Raw genomic sequence first — 14,346 nt, forward strand, 5'->3', positions numbered from 1 at the left:
GACCAAGTAAACGTGACTTGGACGCCAGAATTGCAAGAGTCATTGAAGGGGATTGACCGCATGGGCAGCCTTGAGATGATTTTGAAGGCTGGTAACAAGCAAGATGACTACACACACGATGAAAAGGTGGCATTGGCATCTTGGAAGAATAACCACTATGTTGAATTGATTTCTGGTTTGACGCCGGACGATATTTTGCCGGGGATGGCAGATTTCATCAAGGAATTGAACGACAAGGACTACAAGGCCAGTGTTGCCTCAGCGTCAAAGAACGCACCGTTTATCTTGGATCAGCTTGGCTTAACGGATAGCTTTGTCGGAATTGTTGACCCAGCAACGCTACATGCCGGTAAGCCTGATCCAGAAATTTTTGTCCGCGCAGCTGAAATCTTGAACTTGCCACCGGAACAAGTCATGGGCTTAGAAGATTCGGCAGCCGGAATTGCGTCAATCAACGGGGCCGGTGAAGTCTCGTTGGGGATTGGGGATGCGACCGTACTCGCGGCGGCGAACCTTAATTTTGCTAGCACAGCTGAGGTCACCTTAGCTAACATTGCGGCAAAATTTGATTAACTCACCACGGTTGATAATCTCAAAAAAATAAACCACTCAAATAAGTTTGCCACTAAATAGGCCATCGGTTTCCAGGTTCAAAGCCGGTTCAAAGTCAAATGATACTGATGATCGGTAAAATTTAATATTTTGAACCTTGCTTAGGCAGCTGAATTCACATTGTTGAAATCAGCTGCCTTTTGCTTATAGTTCATTGAGTAGAAACTATTCTTGAATGAGATAAGAATACGTAGACGGAAGTTTTTGAAACTACGGAAGCCTTATGCCGTGCGCTTAATTGCTTTGATTTTATTGTTTGAACCTTCAATTGGCCCATTTGAGAATCCGTAGATAAAGCTGTTTATTATTTCGTCGAAGTGCTTGCGGATAGTGCGACGAGCCTTCTTCATTGCCTTTGGCAATGAGCGGTATTGGGCATCATTTTTTGTGGGGTATAGAACAGACTTGAGTTCAGTTTCATCACGAGTTTCGATGGCGTAAAGAATCCCTTGGTAGAAAGCGTATGCGTCACGCAGTTCATCAGAGAGCGCCAGTAGGCGGTCGATAACTTCTTTATCAGTTAAATAGGCATGCTTAAAATTGATTCGATTTTTGCGGGTCGTGTAATCAAGTGCAGTTTCGTGCTTCATAAGTAGTTTCCAGAACCGCTTTAGTTGGCGATACTCTTTTCTATCTGATCCGAATTGCTGCATAACGCTGATTCGAACCTTGTTGAGTTCACGGTATGCTTGAGTTACAACGTGAAATCTATCAGCCACGATGTTTGCGTTTGGAAACAAATCCTTAATCATGGCTCGGTAAGGAGTAAATAAGTCTACTGTTATGGTTTTAACAGCAGCTCGAGCTGCTGGGCTGTATTGATTGAAATAGGCGCGGAGCTGACCAGCACCGCGATCCTTCATGACATCTAGAATGCGGTGGTTAACAGAATCGATTAAAATCATGCTCATTCCACTAGTTGCGAGCTTACCTGATTTGAAGTCATCGAACGCGATGTTTTGTGGCAGGTAATGGAAATTTGTTTTGTTGTAAACGAATAAGCCTTCAGCTGCGCGCATGACGGTTTGCATTGATATGTTGTTATCTAAGGCGATGTGCTTTTGACTAACGTTTTCACTTAGTTCCATTGCTGCGGTTTGTTTAACTTTATCGATGATATGGTTGTTTGGTTGAATGTCGCTGAGCTGCGCAATGGACGTGTGTCCACATTTCTTGCATAGAAATTTTTGCTTTCGAATTCTATAGTTTTGAAACTCGAATGCGCTACGTGTCCCTTTATGAGTAACCATTTTGGTACCATTGTGAACCATTGGAGTTCCGCATTTTTGGCAGTTGGTAGCGTATGTCAGAAGGAGATTCCAAGTAATTGTAGCGGTTCCGTTGCGATTAGTTTCATTGCAGTGTTGTTCTGCTTTTGGATCAAAATCGACATTTAAGTCTGTTAATCCAATTAAAAATTCTGATATCGTTATCCATGTTGGGATATCCTTTCGAGGGTATTTTGGGCAGACTGGTTGCAGCTGGTCTGTCCTTTTTTATTTTTACACCAAAAAACCAAAAAAAGGTACCAACAACCAATCGCGTGAGAGAGTGGTCATCAGTACCAAATATTTTAGAGCCTATAAAAGACCTCTAAGCACATGTTTAGGGGTCTTTTTGTGTTGTTTTAAATTAAATTCAACTAATTTGCTCAAAATGTGAATATTTTGATTGAGAAGTGAACGATATATAAGGGGGGGAATAATTAAATAACCCGCTCGCTGCGCTCACGACAGGTGGTAATTAAATGTGAGTAATATGGTTTACTCATATTACACTTTGGGTGGTTTTATGTATATTAAAATAGAAGGCTATTTATTTTTTTTTAGCAAAGTGTGCAAAAACGAACGCCACTCAAGAGAGTCAATATTGTTTTTGCACACTTAACAAACACAGAAAGAAAAAAGGAGATTTAAAGATGACAAAGAATTTTGATTTAACAATTGGGGAACCAGGCACCTCAAAGACTTATTCACTAGTAACAAAGGCATTGGAAGCTAAATTAAAAGGTGAAGATGTTTTTATCACTAGTCCAACAAATGCCAGCAAACAGAATATTGTATCAATGATCAAAGAAAGAAAGCATGTTGTTTCATCTGAAAACGAACGCAACAAGTTAAATGATTTAATCGGCAATGTTTTTGTACTGGAAGGCTCATACAACGGAGAACACGAAGTTTTTATTGATGAGATTGGACAATATCCAAGTGCGAACCTTAATTCATTGCTATTGAAGTTACAATCCGTTGATGATGCAAATATTCATCTAAGTGGTGACATCAAGCAATTGACCCAAGGCTACTTGGACAGGCAGTAGATGAGCTTACAATCGCTTTTGCAAAGGCCAGGTTTAACCTGCTCAACTACGGGGTAGACTTGGCCGCTTCAAAGACGGTTTCACGACTCATGGGGCTACCACTGCAGAAGAGCGGAACAATTGTGCCGTGGGACGTTGAAGAACGATTCCGATACAAGGTTAAAGCGGAGTTGAAGGAATCAGGATTTGTACCGATTATGGCTGGCAATGGTTTCAGTGGGCTTGATTCACCAACCGTTGAGAATCTCACGAGTTTCATCTCTGGTTATGTGGAAAAGCACAGCATCACCTTCAACAAGGGCGAGCGTGATAACAACTTGACTCGTTTAATCGGTGGAGTTGCTAAGGCATTTGCTGGTGTGACAGATGATGACCTTATTGAGGCGCTTTACAACTCAAACATCGCTCAACTACTCGACAACCCAGGTAAAGATATTACTAACAAGACACGACGCTTATTGAAGGGATAGATCATGGAAAGCGAATTACAACTTAGGTCTGTCCGAGCATTTGAACAGATACAGATTCCGCACTCGCTAGATGATGTTCATGCGGGTCATGGAACTACCGACTTTGTAGACAAGTTGGAATGGCTCAGTTCAACGATTAAAAATCAAACTTCTGACGGTGAGCACGGTGATATTAAGTACACTATCAACTCAGTCATGGCGTTCTCAAAGTGGATGGTTAATTTCGACGAATACGCAATTATAAATGACTGGGGCTACAAGTGGAACGGTAACTACTGGGAGCGTATGCCGGTTAGGCACATCTATAACATGATTGATGTTTCAATCGTGGCTATCACAGACATGCTGCATATCAGCTCAAATAAGAAGCGTGAATTGCAACGAGACGTAAAGTCGTATCTGATTGAGCAGTCACGAACATTTGACGACACAGTCAAGCCAAAGTACATTGCATTTAAAGAGTGGACACTCAACGTTAAAACTAACGAGTTTTTCCCGCCAGAAAAGAATATGCACATCATCGGTGGGTTCGATTTTGAACCTGATCCAGACAAAATCCCAGATACATGGATTGCGTATTCACAATATATTTTTGGAGATAACGCACGATTCTTTTGGGCTTGGATGGGTTACGCCTTCCAAAACGACATGAACTGGAAGCAAGGCGCGTTGTTCTTGCTTGATCCAATTGGTGGAACTGGTAAGACATATTTCGTGACTAGGCTCACTCAAGCTTTGTTTGGTTCACAACGAGTTGGGGCGTTCAAGTTGAAGAATATCCAAGGTGATAAGGCACGATTTGAAACAGCGCGCTTCGTTGATAAGTCATTGATGATTGATGATGATGCCAGTCGAGCACGTATTAAGGAAGACGATACATTCAAATCAGTCACCGGTGGCGGGCTTTCACCAGTTGAACGAAAAGGTATTGATGGAAGCGAATATAAAATAACAGCGAAGATGATTATCAACGTTAACGAGATGCCAATTTTCAACAATGCCGGAGCGATTAAACGTCGATTGCATATCATCAAGACGGTTGCACCTTTTGTAGATGCAGACGAAGAAGCACGTCGTGACGAGTTGTTCCCAGAAGAAAAGCTTCAAGATGAAATTCCATCTTTGGCCACGTATGCGATTGAAATGTTTCAGAAGGCCAAAAAGGAAGATTGGCAAATTATTGGCAATATTGTTGATGATATCGTCGCTACTGACCCATTCGCTGAATGGTTTGGAAACTTGCAACCAGGAACATATCAAGCGTTTAAGCTATATGATAAGTTCGTCGAGTATTACGTGAGTTTGGATATCAGTAAGGACAATGATCCAATGAGCACAACCGCCTTTGGCAGGAAAATGGCAAATTATGCCAACAAGAGGCGTACAAAAGAAGGCGTCGTCTATGAAGTGAAAGGCGGATAACTCGTAAATGTAGGGTTGTGTAGGGTTATTACGGGTTCGGTTGTGGGTTAAACCCTTGGTATATATACCTTATGTAGGGTATGTATAGTTATTTCTTTTTATTTAAAAAAATAGAAAAAGTAAAAAAAATAAAATAAGTATATATAGACTGTACAACCCGTCATTTTTCCATTAAGCCTTGGTGTGACTGGGTTCCTGCTTAATTTAACCCTACATAACCCGACACCATAACCCTACATCAGAGAAAAATGACTATGAACGAATTATTTACAAGCTTGGCAAACTTCCTTAAGCGTGAGTTTAAACAGTTGAACGACAAGTTGGACAGTTTGAAAGGTGGCAGTGACCAAGTTGGTAGTGTGAAAATCTTTGACGCGCTGATTGAGTTGGACCATGAGTTCGCATCTGGAAACATGATGGGACAAAACGGGCAACGCAAGTTCAGACCGAAGGGTTATCACGACTACCAAGACGAATTGGTTCAAGCGCTGGACGAGTTGAACGACAAGACGAAGTTGGAAATCAATACAGATGATGCACTGGCAGTTAGTTTGGTGTTTTATCAGACACGAATTAAGCAAACAACGAGATCAACTAAAGACTTAGACAACATGGAAAAGCCAACACTGGACGCTATGCAAAAAGCGCTTGGCTTTGATGATGCACAAATTATTGATAAGCGCAGCCGAAAGATGATGAGTTTCACACGGGCGCTTCGAATTGAAATTTGGCGGGTGTAAGGATGACTGAAAAGGCACATAAGTTGGTGGGTATTAAGGAGATTGAACGATGACTGCAACAAACACACATATAACAGGGACTTACAAGACAGACAGTGATTTGAATGAGTTCAGGGCTTCTCAATGGAAGTTGAATGGAGTCGTATTTCAAATGCTTAACGAAGCAAATGATGAAATTGAAGAGTTGAAGAAGCGTCAAAAGGACAATGTTCGAGCAATGATTGAACTATTAGTTGGATTTGCCATTGTGTTCTTGGGTGAAATGGCGATTATGTTTGGATATATTTTTTAAGAGGCGGAAAACATGGGTAAGAAAATGCCAATGTATGTCGTATTCGACATGAGCATTGGACGTGAGGAGTGGTAATCATGGGAGCGACTGCACAGGATATGAAGAAGCACGCAAAAGAATGTGGATACCCGAACTGGTTGGAGTTCCGTAAAGCCGTTGGTTACAACGAAGCGCGTGAAGCATTGAAGCAGATTGAGTTGGAGGCTAAGTAATGAAAGAAGGCAATGAAGAATAATGGATAATGAACGGGTTATTACCAACGTATTCAACCCACGCTGGTATGTTGAACAAATGAAGGGCTGGACGTTGCCAAGTTACAATTTGTTGATGTTTGGAGCTGGGTTCATCATTGGCCAAACTTTGGCGAACCCAATTACGGGCGTTGCATTGTGGACGATGTTGGCGGCAGTGCTTGGTTTCATAACTACGCTATCAATTACCAACGCTAAGCCGTTGAATGGGCTGTTTGGACTGATTTCAGCACTGATATACATCGGTGTTGCGGTAAATGCACACAACCCAGCTGATGCGGTTCTGCAAGGCGTGTACATCGTCTTGCTTGATTTGCCAGTTTTGCTTATTCCAGGTTGGTCAGGTGACGTTTCAGCAAAGGTGCGCAAGATTAGTGAGGTTAAGGCACGAGGTGAGAAACAAGCGTTCTTCAAGACGTACTGGTTCTTTGTTCTGGTGTTCATTGCAAGTTATGCAGCACTTTATTGGTTCGATTTGGTCATCATGAAGTCACCACGACCATTGGTTGACGCTGGAACTGCTGCTATTGGTATCACAGGAGCCGTTCTAACGACTTTGCGGTTCAGCGAGAGTTATTATCTATGGTTCTTACAAGGCATCGCACAAATCGTTCTGTGGACGATGACAGCTATGCAAGGTGAAGCAAGCTTGATATTGATGTTCACTTACATGCTATATATGGCTAATGACTTTGTGGCGTTCTTTGCTAGTCCTTGGTTTAAGAAGGCTGCACGATGAGTAAGCCATACTTAGCACGAGTATTTGAGCTAGATAAGTTTTTAGATTCATCTGGATTTGAACGTACTAACACAAGGCTGATTAAGCATCGTACATTTTCAACGCTTGAAGCGGCGTACATGTACAAGATTGAAATTGAACGACACCCGAATAAGCGTGTTGTTATCAGAAAGAATAAGTGAACAGATATTCGCTTACAAGGAGGCGACGCTGTGGGATTTCTTTATACGAAGGAATTAGATGAAGTTGCAACGCGCGCAAAGGTACGTGAATTCTTTGAGGACGACTTCCCCAGATTGCAACAACAAGCACATATTGATTACGTCAGTATTAAGTCACCAGTTATTAGCGGTATGCCAGGCGGTGGTCATTATGGGAATGCAACAGATGACAAATATTCGATGCACACACAAGCGAAGATGTATCTTGCTGCAATTAACGAAGCCTTTGAAGGACTGCGCCAACCTTATCGTCACTTCATGGAACTACGCTATTACAAGCAACTTACTTGGGAGCAGATAAGCGATCGCACCCCATACAGCGAACGGCAAGGGCAGAACATCATCAATGAAGCATTCATTATGTTCGCATTCGCATTCGCTGACACATTAGAACTAAGAGTCTTTAAATAGACAAAAAGCCCACTACAAATCAACAAGAGAGTTGATCGGCAGCGGGTTTTATTTCGCATTCGTTGCTCGATTACTTCGTGCCAATTGCTAGATATACAACCTACAATGATATTGTAGAAAAATTGAAACAAAGCATGACCACATGCATACATACACAACAAACTAATTAAAGGACAACTTTATTAGTTATTACCGTGCCAGTGCCTTGTATGTGGCGACTGGTGTACATATCAATAAAGCATAAGGATATGCTTTCTAATTTTGTTGTTCGTGCCGTGGCTCCGGATATGTGAGCGCGCGGTTTTTATTTTGTACTGAATAGGAGCGACGCAATGAGAATGCATAGGTGTGCAGAGATTGGTTGCCGTGAGCTGATTAAACCAGGTTGGACATATTGTCAGCCACATTATGAAGCACGCATGAATAAGTATGTACATGCTAAGCAGGCAAATGCAGACCGCAATGCTCAGACGTTACGCGGACAGTATGAACTATCACAGGCGACCAAAGAGTATGACAGTACAAGGCGCCAAGAGCTTCACGATGGCTTCTACAATACCAAGCAGTGGAAGAAGATAAGCGCATACGTTAAGAGCCGTGATGGTTATGCTGACGCGGTTGACGGTAGGCTATGGGACGACGGTGAGTTGATAGTAGACCACATCATACCAAGACGACTACTACCCAAGAACAAGCAGCTAGACACAAGCAACCTATGGCTACTGACTAGGGCACAGCACAATCATAAGACGTCAGTTGAGAAGAAGCTGAGTGAGAATGTGTTGAGGCATGCAAGTCGTGACTGGTGGCGTAACGTATTGCGTGAGAAGCCACAGGAGCGCGTGTGAGACGTTTTCGTTCTCGGGTGGCTAATTAGTCGATTGATAATTTAAAATCATTTGTACCCCCGCCTACGTCGCTTAGGAGGTAACCGAATATCAAATGGTGCCGTCTCTTCAACACGCTGCAGTTATTATTATTTTTCAAAGTAAATAGGACTTTTTGTATAGGCAACGAATTTCATCCTCATAACAAAACAAAAAGCCCCACCTAACAATTAGCTAAGTGGGCAGACATGAAGAGTTGAGCGTTCAATTTTTAGTTTTTTTTGATGTGCCGGTGTACTCATGAGATTTTCCGTTACTCAAAAGCCTATTTATGTCGCAACTTGTGGCGAAAGGTGACGGTCCATAATTACATTAGGTCGACGTGGGTGTCGATGATAAGATGATTAATGTTGACACCTAGGTCAATTATATATGTCTAATTTAATAGAATGTCGTTAGTAATTAATTTTTTACTAGATTAGACAATGCGTGATATTAATAAAAATCTTTAATGTCTTTATTTAAATATGGGAATAATCCGGTTCACCATAGTTTTTTTTTGTGCGCTAGGAGGCGTCATATAAGCATCTGTTGTGATAGGTTGCCCACTAATCTGTGCAACTTTGACCTCTCAGTGCGTTTCAGAGCAATAAAAAAAGCCAGTCACTTGTCTTTGGAGGACTTGATAACCGACTTCAATATATGTTCAGCGTTACTATGGGAGTAAATGCTGTTTACTGTCCCAAGACCTTGATAGCACGAGGCTACATTGACTTGGAACCGCTTAACTGATATGATTAACACATCAATTAAATATTTAGAAAGGCGAGTAATAGGAATTGGCGTTCCAATTACAAGCTGTGCCAAATGAGAACAAGTCATTTGACACGTTTTTAACTTCCTAATTCGTATACTCAGTATACCATATTCAGAAGTTGAATCAAGTAGGTAAGCTCCACACAGGACGTAAAAGTTAGGACTTATCAATAGGATTCCGTACAAGCGTGTTGATTGAGGCACGTAACGTATGGAATCTTTTTTTGTACTTATGGAATCATCTGGCAACGGTTAAAATGTACCCGTTATCGACATATCCTGTTATTCAGGGGCGGAAAATGCACCGCCTTTATTCAACAGCATTCCCTGATCAACTACAGACTATGGTTGTTCAGGGGTATGGGGAGCGCATATAAGGAACACTGCCTCTGGCTTCCAACATGGTGACATGAAAAGGCTACGTGATTACATTGGGTAATCATATGCTGAACTGGGCTTGTGGGTGGCAAAACACCGCCGAGAATAAACGTGTAACGTGATTTTGGACGGTCTACGGAGCTTTATTGGCTCACACCAGCGGGAAACCGCTAAAAGGCAGGTATACGGCTCCTGACGCCTTAAAAGTGTGAGATTGAACTAGTCTTGTGATTGACGGTGCGAGAACTCTGAGAAGTGTTTTTACTGATGTTGATACAGTTCATTTATGCTGACTATGGGTGAACTGTATCTTCAAATGCTCAAATCTTTCAAAGTGTTACGGGGGCTTGTATGTCAATGACTTTATTGATGTAATCAATTGATTAGGGCCTGCCGGCTTGAGGCTACTGAGTGCCGGTTGTTGCATAGCATACGTGATACTAACTGAATCGGCTTCACATCATGTTCAATTGACCAACGTGCGTTGGTGGGTAGCGTTACCAGAATGCTTATGGTTACATCGTTGCGATAGCCAGTAGCACATTGTCTCCAGCGGTTAACCTGTGGCAATTCAACTACGATGGCGATATACTTACATTGCGTAGCCAGTATTTTCCTTGAGAAGGCATTCTAGAGCACCATTCTGGAATGCTTTTTTTGTACAATCATAGCAGAACCCCTATTCGGTTAAGACGATACACCTGATGTTATGATACAGATAATTGATTAACAGGATACGTTTAACAGAACGACCATTCAGTTATAAAATTTTGACACACATTTCACCCTGTACTGTATTGATAACCGTTCCTCGGTGTTATGATTGGATTATAAAGTGGACTGTGTATCATACGGAGGTGTACGCATGCGGAAATTTGATTCAAAGGCTCAGTTGGCCAAAGAGATTGGTATAACAAGAGCAACGCTTTACCGGCGTGCTGGCAGGTTATCAATTAATATTGAGGATTTGGCTGAACAAGGTATAACGGAAGAAGATTATCAAGCTTTGACGGTTGACCAGAGTATTGGTTCTGTATCATCGAACGCTCAACAAGCTAAGGAATTAGCACGTGTTCAAGCGGAGGTAGAACGTTTAATAGCGGAGAACGATCGTATCGCAAAAGATAACGAACGTATCGAGCGTGAACGTCTATCAGTACAGAACGACAAGGAACGTCTTGAGAAGGAGCTGATTGGTGTATCTGAGGAGCGTGATACGTTGAACACGAAGTACATTGAAGCACTTGAAGATGCTAAGGCATATGCTGATAAATTTGCACAACTTGCTGACCAGTCTCAACGGTTACAAGCGCAAGCACAGTTACAGATTGATTCAGAGGAGCATAAGAAGGGGTTCTGGTCACGACTGTTCAAATAAGGGAGCGTTACAGCAGGTGCTCTGAGAGGCGCCCAGATGGATTATACAAGCACCCTGAGCTGCTCGAGGACTGAAGTGGTATAGATTGTGAAATCCGGCCACCTAAGGCGCTTGTGAAGTGTCCCAGAGGAGCCCAGATGATATTGTGAATTTTGCTGATTGAGCAAAGTGGCATGAGCCCTTGGTAACTGGGGTACTGTTGATAATGCAGTTTATGTAAACCATTGAGTGGTATAGGTGAGGAGGCGTAATAGCATGGGTATGAGATACCGTAAATCAATTAAGGCAGGGCCGTTCCGTATCAACCTGTCAAAGAGTGGCATGGGCTGGTCAGTTGGCGGTAAGGGATATCGCTACACAAAGACCGCTAATGGGCGTATACGAACAACTACTAGCATTCCAGGCACGGGGATTTCATGGGTGAAGGAGAGCAAGGGTAAGTCATCTGCGCCATCGAAGACCGCTAATGGGCGTACACGAACAACTACTAGCATTCCAGGCACGGGGATTTCATGGGTGAAGGAAAGCAAGAGTAAGTCATCTGCGCCATCTAAGACGCTCACGCCTAAAGACAGCCCAGTATCATACCAACATTGGCCAAAGAAGTACCAGTGGCATATGAAGTGGCTGGCAATTACATTCGTACCCATGCTTATCCTGCTGGCAGTGATACCTGTGGTAATGATTCTCCCTGTACTGGGGTGGATTGTTTGGGCGTTAGTAACACTGGTGCGCATGGGGATATATCAAGCTACCCATCGCAGTGAATTCAAAAATGTTGAGCCGAAGGATAACTGAGACGCCATAAAGGCACACATAAGCACACTGAAGCACCATATCACCACTTAAGTTACCTAATGTCGCCATTTGTGGCAATGATAGGCTGATACAATACCCACCTGAGAGACCACCATGTTGACACCTACGTCAATGACATCTGACATATAATGGTACACAAATAAGCCCGTAGCATGTTCTGAGGAGTGTGCTACGGGCTATTTGTGCATTCTGGGGTGGTTTGTCATATGTATCTGGGAGTACCGTGGTCAAAAAGTTTATTTGGCATTCTTACAATAAGGAGGACTTATGTACTTAGGTAATAAAGGAAGAAAGAAGGTAATTCTGAAGTGGTTGAGTAATAAAAGAAGAAAGAATGAATGCTCCTATGCTATTAGTTTACAGGGCAGAAGAAAATCTGTCCGTAAATCTAGCATAAGAGCAGCTATCGATTAAATCATTAAAACGTTAGTAAGATATTTTTTAGCAATCCTTATTTAAAGTTAAGGATTGCTTTTTGTTCTCTTCAGTTGCAATCGCTTGCAACTCGCACCTATCCTCTGCTATGCTCGTGTCAACAATGGTAATTGTTTATTCACCTAAATTTAGGATGGGGGTAATTAAATGACTGAAAGTTATCAATTTGATGTTTTGTACTTAGGCGCGGGGCATGGTGCCTTCGACGGGGCGGTTCCACTAGCTAATAGTGGTAAAAAAGTCGCCATTATCGAAGCGGACAAAATCGGGGGAACTTGTCCAAACCGTGGATGCAACGCGAAAATTACGCTGGACAACCCGGTTCAACTTTTACGCCACCAAGAACGCCTTGATGGCATTGTAAATGGTGACTTAAAGCTGGATTGGACTGCCAATGTAGAACATGAACACGAAGTCATCGACGGCTTGCCGGACATGATTACTGGTTTACTCGACTCTGTTGACATCGAAATTATTCACGGTCGTGGAAAATTTGTTGATGCTCACACCATCGAAGTGGATCAACAGCGCTACACCGCTGACAAAATCGTGATTGCAACGGGGCTACGTCCCCACCATCTAGATGTTATGGGCTCAGAACTTACGCATGACAGTACCGATTTTATGAACCTCAAACAGCTTCCTGAAAATATCGTAATTATTGGCGCGGGCTATATCGGCATGGAATTTGCCACGATTGCCAATGCTGCCGGCGCGAACGTCACTGTACTTTTACGCCATAATCGGGCGTTGCGCAAATTTAATCAAGATTACGTAAAACAAGTCATTGCCGACCTCGAAAAACGAGGGGTGAAGTTCATTTACAACGCTCAGGTGGATCGTTTTGAGGAAGACGGTTCTCATTTTACCGTGTCTTATAACGATCACGAAACCCTCACCACCGACTGGATTTTGGATGCTACCGGACGAATTCCTAACATCGAAAACATCGGATTAGACGAAGTGGGCGTTAGTTACAATGCTAACGGGATCGAAGTTAACAATCATCTTCAAACTAACATTGATAACATCTATGCTTCTGGTGATGTGCTTGATAAAGAACAGCCTAAGCTCACCCCGACTGCGATCTTTGAATCTAGTTATTTAACCCAACTTTTCACAGGAAAGACTACTGACGCAATCAACTATCCGCCCATCCCAACCATTGTCTTTACCTCACCACAAATCGCACAGGTTGGTATGAGCGTCGAAGAAGCTCAGCAAAATCCTGATTACACCATTAAAACTAATCATCTTCCTGACGGATGGTTCCGCCAAGTTGATAAGGAAACAATTGGTGATAACACCTTGATTTACGATCAAGACCATCATCTTGTAGGAGCAGCTGAAGTTAGTGAACATGCTGCCGATGCAATTAACGTTTTATTACCAGCAATTGAGTTTCAATATACAGCTGAACAACTAGGCCGCATCGTACCTCTCTTCCCTACTTTGGGAGCGGACGTCTGGTCACAGATTTAAAAAAACGCTGAGCCTCTTTTAAGGAGACTCGGCGTTTTTTTATTATTTAGTAAATTCAGCAATTGCATCATCAATATGTTGCCGTACTACCTCAACATGATCCATTTCATCATCTTCTACATGTGGTAAAGGATTACGTGCTCGTCCTACACTTACCCCACGTTTAGCTAAGATTAACTTCATCACATCATATAAATTACCTTTAAATCGCAATTCTGGAACTTTCTTTTTAACTGAATCATCTATTTTCGCCATAGTCCCCACCATTTTCTTGGTTTTTCTTGTTCTTCTATCCTTTTTTGATCTTTGATTTGTTCCTGCAAATTTTCCAACTTCTCTTTAAGAGCGTTCACGTTCACTTCATCTTTATATTGATTGTCTAAGTGTTTGAATTCTGTTTCCTGTGAGGGCATTTTGAGAACTTTTAATCTGTCATTTTCTGCCTTGTATTCTTCGAGCAGTTGTTTGTCCTGTAAGGCCAATCTTTGTTACTGATCTAATAAATTTTGCATTTGTGATATTTGTGAAAATGCTCCTATGCTATTAGTTTACAGCGTAGAGTAAAATCTGTCCGTAAATCTAGCATAAGAGCAGGGTTAATATGAATCAGTACTATAATTGATGTAGTATCGATTTTTTTGGAGGTAATGGTTGTGGATTTAAAACAGGAAATAATGGCTGATTCACGTAATGCGTCATTTACAGCGCGCGGACTTGAGCCGATTTATATGATTGC

Annotated in this window: 15 protein-coding genes and 1 pseudogene; 13 read left to right on the forward strand and 3 right to left on the reverse strand. The window is 42.2% G+C overall.

The annotated features are described in order from the left end of the window. Positions 1-573, forward strand: a 573-nt coding sequence (locus C6P11_RS02470; protein WP_135518296.1) for an HAD-IA family hydrolase, incomplete at its 5' end; no start/stop codon positions are given. Positions 574-713: 140 nt separating this feature from the next. Here C6P11_RS02470 and C6P11_RS02475 read toward each other — a convergent pair. After that, positions 714-2,049, reverse strand: a pseudogene (locus C6P11_RS02475) (ISL3 family transposase). 481 nt (positions 2,050-2,530) lie between these two features. Here C6P11_RS02475 and C6P11_RS02480 point away from each other — a divergent pair. The 12 genes from C6P11_RS02480 to C6P11_RS02530 all read left to right on the forward strand — a co-directional run bounded on the left by C6P11_RS02480 (position 2,531) and on the right by C6P11_RS02530 (position 13,610). Next, positions 2,531-2,929: an AAA family ATPase gene (locus tag C6P11_RS02480; protein ID WP_135518299.1), complete on the forward strand. Its 399-nt coding sequence runs from the start codon at positions 2,531-2,533 to the stop codon at positions 2,927-2,929. A 59-nt stretch (positions 2,930-2,988) separates the two neighbouring features. Beyond that, complete coding sequence (locus C6P11_RS02485) at positions 2,989-3,399, forward strand: hypothetical protein (protein ID WP_135518301.1); 411 nt, start codon at positions 2,989-2,991, stop codon at positions 3,397-3,399. A gap of 3 nt (positions 3,400-3,402) precedes the next feature. Next, on the forward strand, positions 3,403-4,821 hold the full coding sequence (locus C6P11_RS02490; protein ID WP_135518303.1) for a DUF5906 domain-containing protein: 1,419 nt from the start codon (positions 3,403-3,405) through the stop codon (positions 4,819-4,821). Between the two features lie 254 nt (positions 4,822-5,075). Beyond that, positions 5,076-5,561, forward strand: coding sequence for a RusA family crossover junction endodeoxyribonuclease (locus C6P11_RS02495; RefSeq protein ID WP_167849514.1), 486 nt, complete (start codon positions 5,076-5,078; stop codon positions 5,559-5,561). Positions 5,562-5,610: 49 nt separating this feature from the next. Then, positions 5,611-5,853, forward strand: a complete 243-nt coding sequence (locus tag C6P11_RS02500; RefSeq protein ID WP_135518308.1) for a hypothetical protein — start codon at positions 5,611-5,613, stop codon at positions 5,851-5,853. Positions 5,854-5,930: 77 nt separating this feature from the next. Then, positions 5,931-6,065 carry a hypothetical protein gene (locus C6P11_RS11370; protein ID WP_280950182.1) on the forward strand — a complete coding sequence of 45 codons (135 nt, stop codon included), beginning with the start codon at positions 5,931-5,933 and terminating at the stop codon, positions 6,063-6,065. Between the two features lie 22 nt (positions 6,066-6,087). Beyond that, complete coding sequence (gene pnuC / locus C6P11_RS02505; protein WP_135518310.1) at positions 6,088-6,843, forward strand: nicotinamide riboside transporter PnuC; 756 nt, start codon at positions 6,088-6,090, stop codon at positions 6,841-6,843. 212 nt (positions 6,844-7,055) lie between these two features. Next, a complete protein-coding gene (locus C6P11_RS02510) occupies positions 7,056-7,475 on the forward strand; it encodes an ArpU family phage packaging/lysis transcriptional regulator (protein ID WP_167849515.1) in 420 nt (139 codons plus the stop codon). A 419-nt stretch (positions 7,476-7,894) separates the two neighbouring features. Continuing rightward, the gene (locus C6P11_RS02515; RefSeq protein ID WP_348628385.1) at positions 7,895-8,323 is read left to right on the forward strand and encodes an HNH endonuclease; all 429 of its coding nucleotides are present in this window, start codon (positions 7,895-7,897) and stop codon (positions 8,321-8,323) included. Between the two features lie 2,038 nt (positions 8,324-10,361). Continuing rightward, the gene (locus C6P11_RS02520) at positions 10,362-10,874 is read left to right on the forward strand and encodes a hypothetical protein (RefSeq protein ID WP_135518316.1); all 513 of its coding nucleotides are present in this window, start codon (positions 10,362-10,364) and stop codon (positions 10,872-10,874) included. 255 nt (positions 10,875-11,129) lie between these two features. Beyond that, positions 11,130-11,672: a DUF4236 domain-containing protein gene (locus C6P11_RS02525; protein WP_135518318.1), complete on the forward strand. Its 543-nt coding sequence runs from the start codon at positions 11,130-11,132 to the stop codon at positions 11,670-11,672. A gap of 603 nt (positions 11,673-12,275) precedes the next feature. Further along, positions 12,276-13,610 (forward strand): dihydrolipoyl dehydrogenase family protein, encoded by a 1,335-nt coding sequence (locus tag C6P11_RS02530; protein WP_135518320.1) that lies wholly within the window; start codon positions 12,276-12,278, stop codon positions 13,608-13,610. A 42-nt stretch (positions 13,611-13,652) separates the two neighbouring features. On the opposite strand, the gene C6P11_RS02535 is transcribed toward C6P11_RS02530, so the two are convergent. Together C6P11_RS02535 and C6P11_RS02540 are read right to left on the reverse strand one after the other, a co-directional pair. Continuing rightward, on the reverse strand, positions 13,653-13,865 hold the full coding sequence (locus tag C6P11_RS02535; RefSeq protein WP_210114216.1) for a hypothetical protein: 213 nt from the start codon (positions 13,863-13,865) through the stop codon (positions 13,653-13,655). After that, on the reverse strand, positions 13,853-14,092 hold the full coding sequence (locus C6P11_RS02540) for a DNA-binding protein (protein WP_135394496.1): 240 nt from the start codon (positions 14,090-14,092) through the stop codon (positions 13,853-13,855). Before C6P11_RS02540 ends, C6P11_RS02535 begins: the two co-directional genes overlap by 13 nt. Positions 14,093-14,346: the final 254 nt, after the last annotated feature.

The sequence above is a fragment of the Weissella confusa genome (assembly GCF_004766315.1).
Lineage (GTDB): Bacteria > Bacillota > Bacilli > Lactobacillales > Lactobacillaceae > Weissella > Weissella confusa_A.

Excerpts from the sequence above, each read along its gene's own strand:
- C6P11_RS02480 (WP_135518299.1), top strand. The coding sequence starts at position 2,531 with ATGACAAAGAATTTTGATTTAACAATTGGGGAACCAGGCACCTCAAAG.
- C6P11_RS02490 (WP_135518303.1), top strand. The coding sequence starts at position 3,403 with ATGGAAAGCGAATTACAACTTAGGTCTGTCCGAGCATTTGAACAGATA.
- C6P11_RS02495 (WP_167849514.1), top strand. The coding sequence starts at position 5,076 with ATGAACGAATTATTTACAAGCTTGGCAAACTTCCTTAAGCGTGAGTTT.
- C6P11_RS02500 (WP_135518308.1), top strand. The coding sequence starts at position 5,611 with ATGACTGCAACAAACACACATATAACAGGGACTTACAAGACAGACAGT.
- C6P11_RS11370 (WP_280950182.1), top strand. The coding sequence starts at position 5,931 with ATGGGAGCGACTGCACAGGATATGAAGAAGCACGCAAAAGAATGTGGA.
- pnuC (WP_135518310.1), top strand. The coding sequence starts at position 6,088 with ATGGATAATGAACGGGTTATTACCAACGTATTCAACCCACGCTGGTAT.
- C6P11_RS02515 (WP_348628385.1), top strand. The coding sequence starts at position 7,895 with ATGAATAAGTATGTACATGCTAAGCAGGCAAATGCAGACCGCAATGCT.
- C6P11_RS02520 (WP_135518316.1), top strand. The coding sequence starts at position 10,362 with ATGCGGAAATTTGATTCAAAGGCTCAGTTGGCCAAAGAGATTGGTATA.
- C6P11_RS02525 (WP_135518318.1), top strand. The coding sequence starts at position 11,130 with ATGGGTATGAGATACCGTAAATCAATTAAGGCAGGGCCGTTCCGTATC.
- C6P11_RS02530 (WP_135518320.1), top strand. The coding sequence starts at position 12,276 with ATGACTGAAAGTTATCAATTTGATGTTTTGTACTTAGGCGCGGGGCAT.
- C6P11_RS02535 (WP_210114216.1), bottom strand. The coding sequence starts at position 13,865 with ATGGCGAAAATAGATGATTCAGTTAAAAAGAAAGTTCCAGAATTGCGA.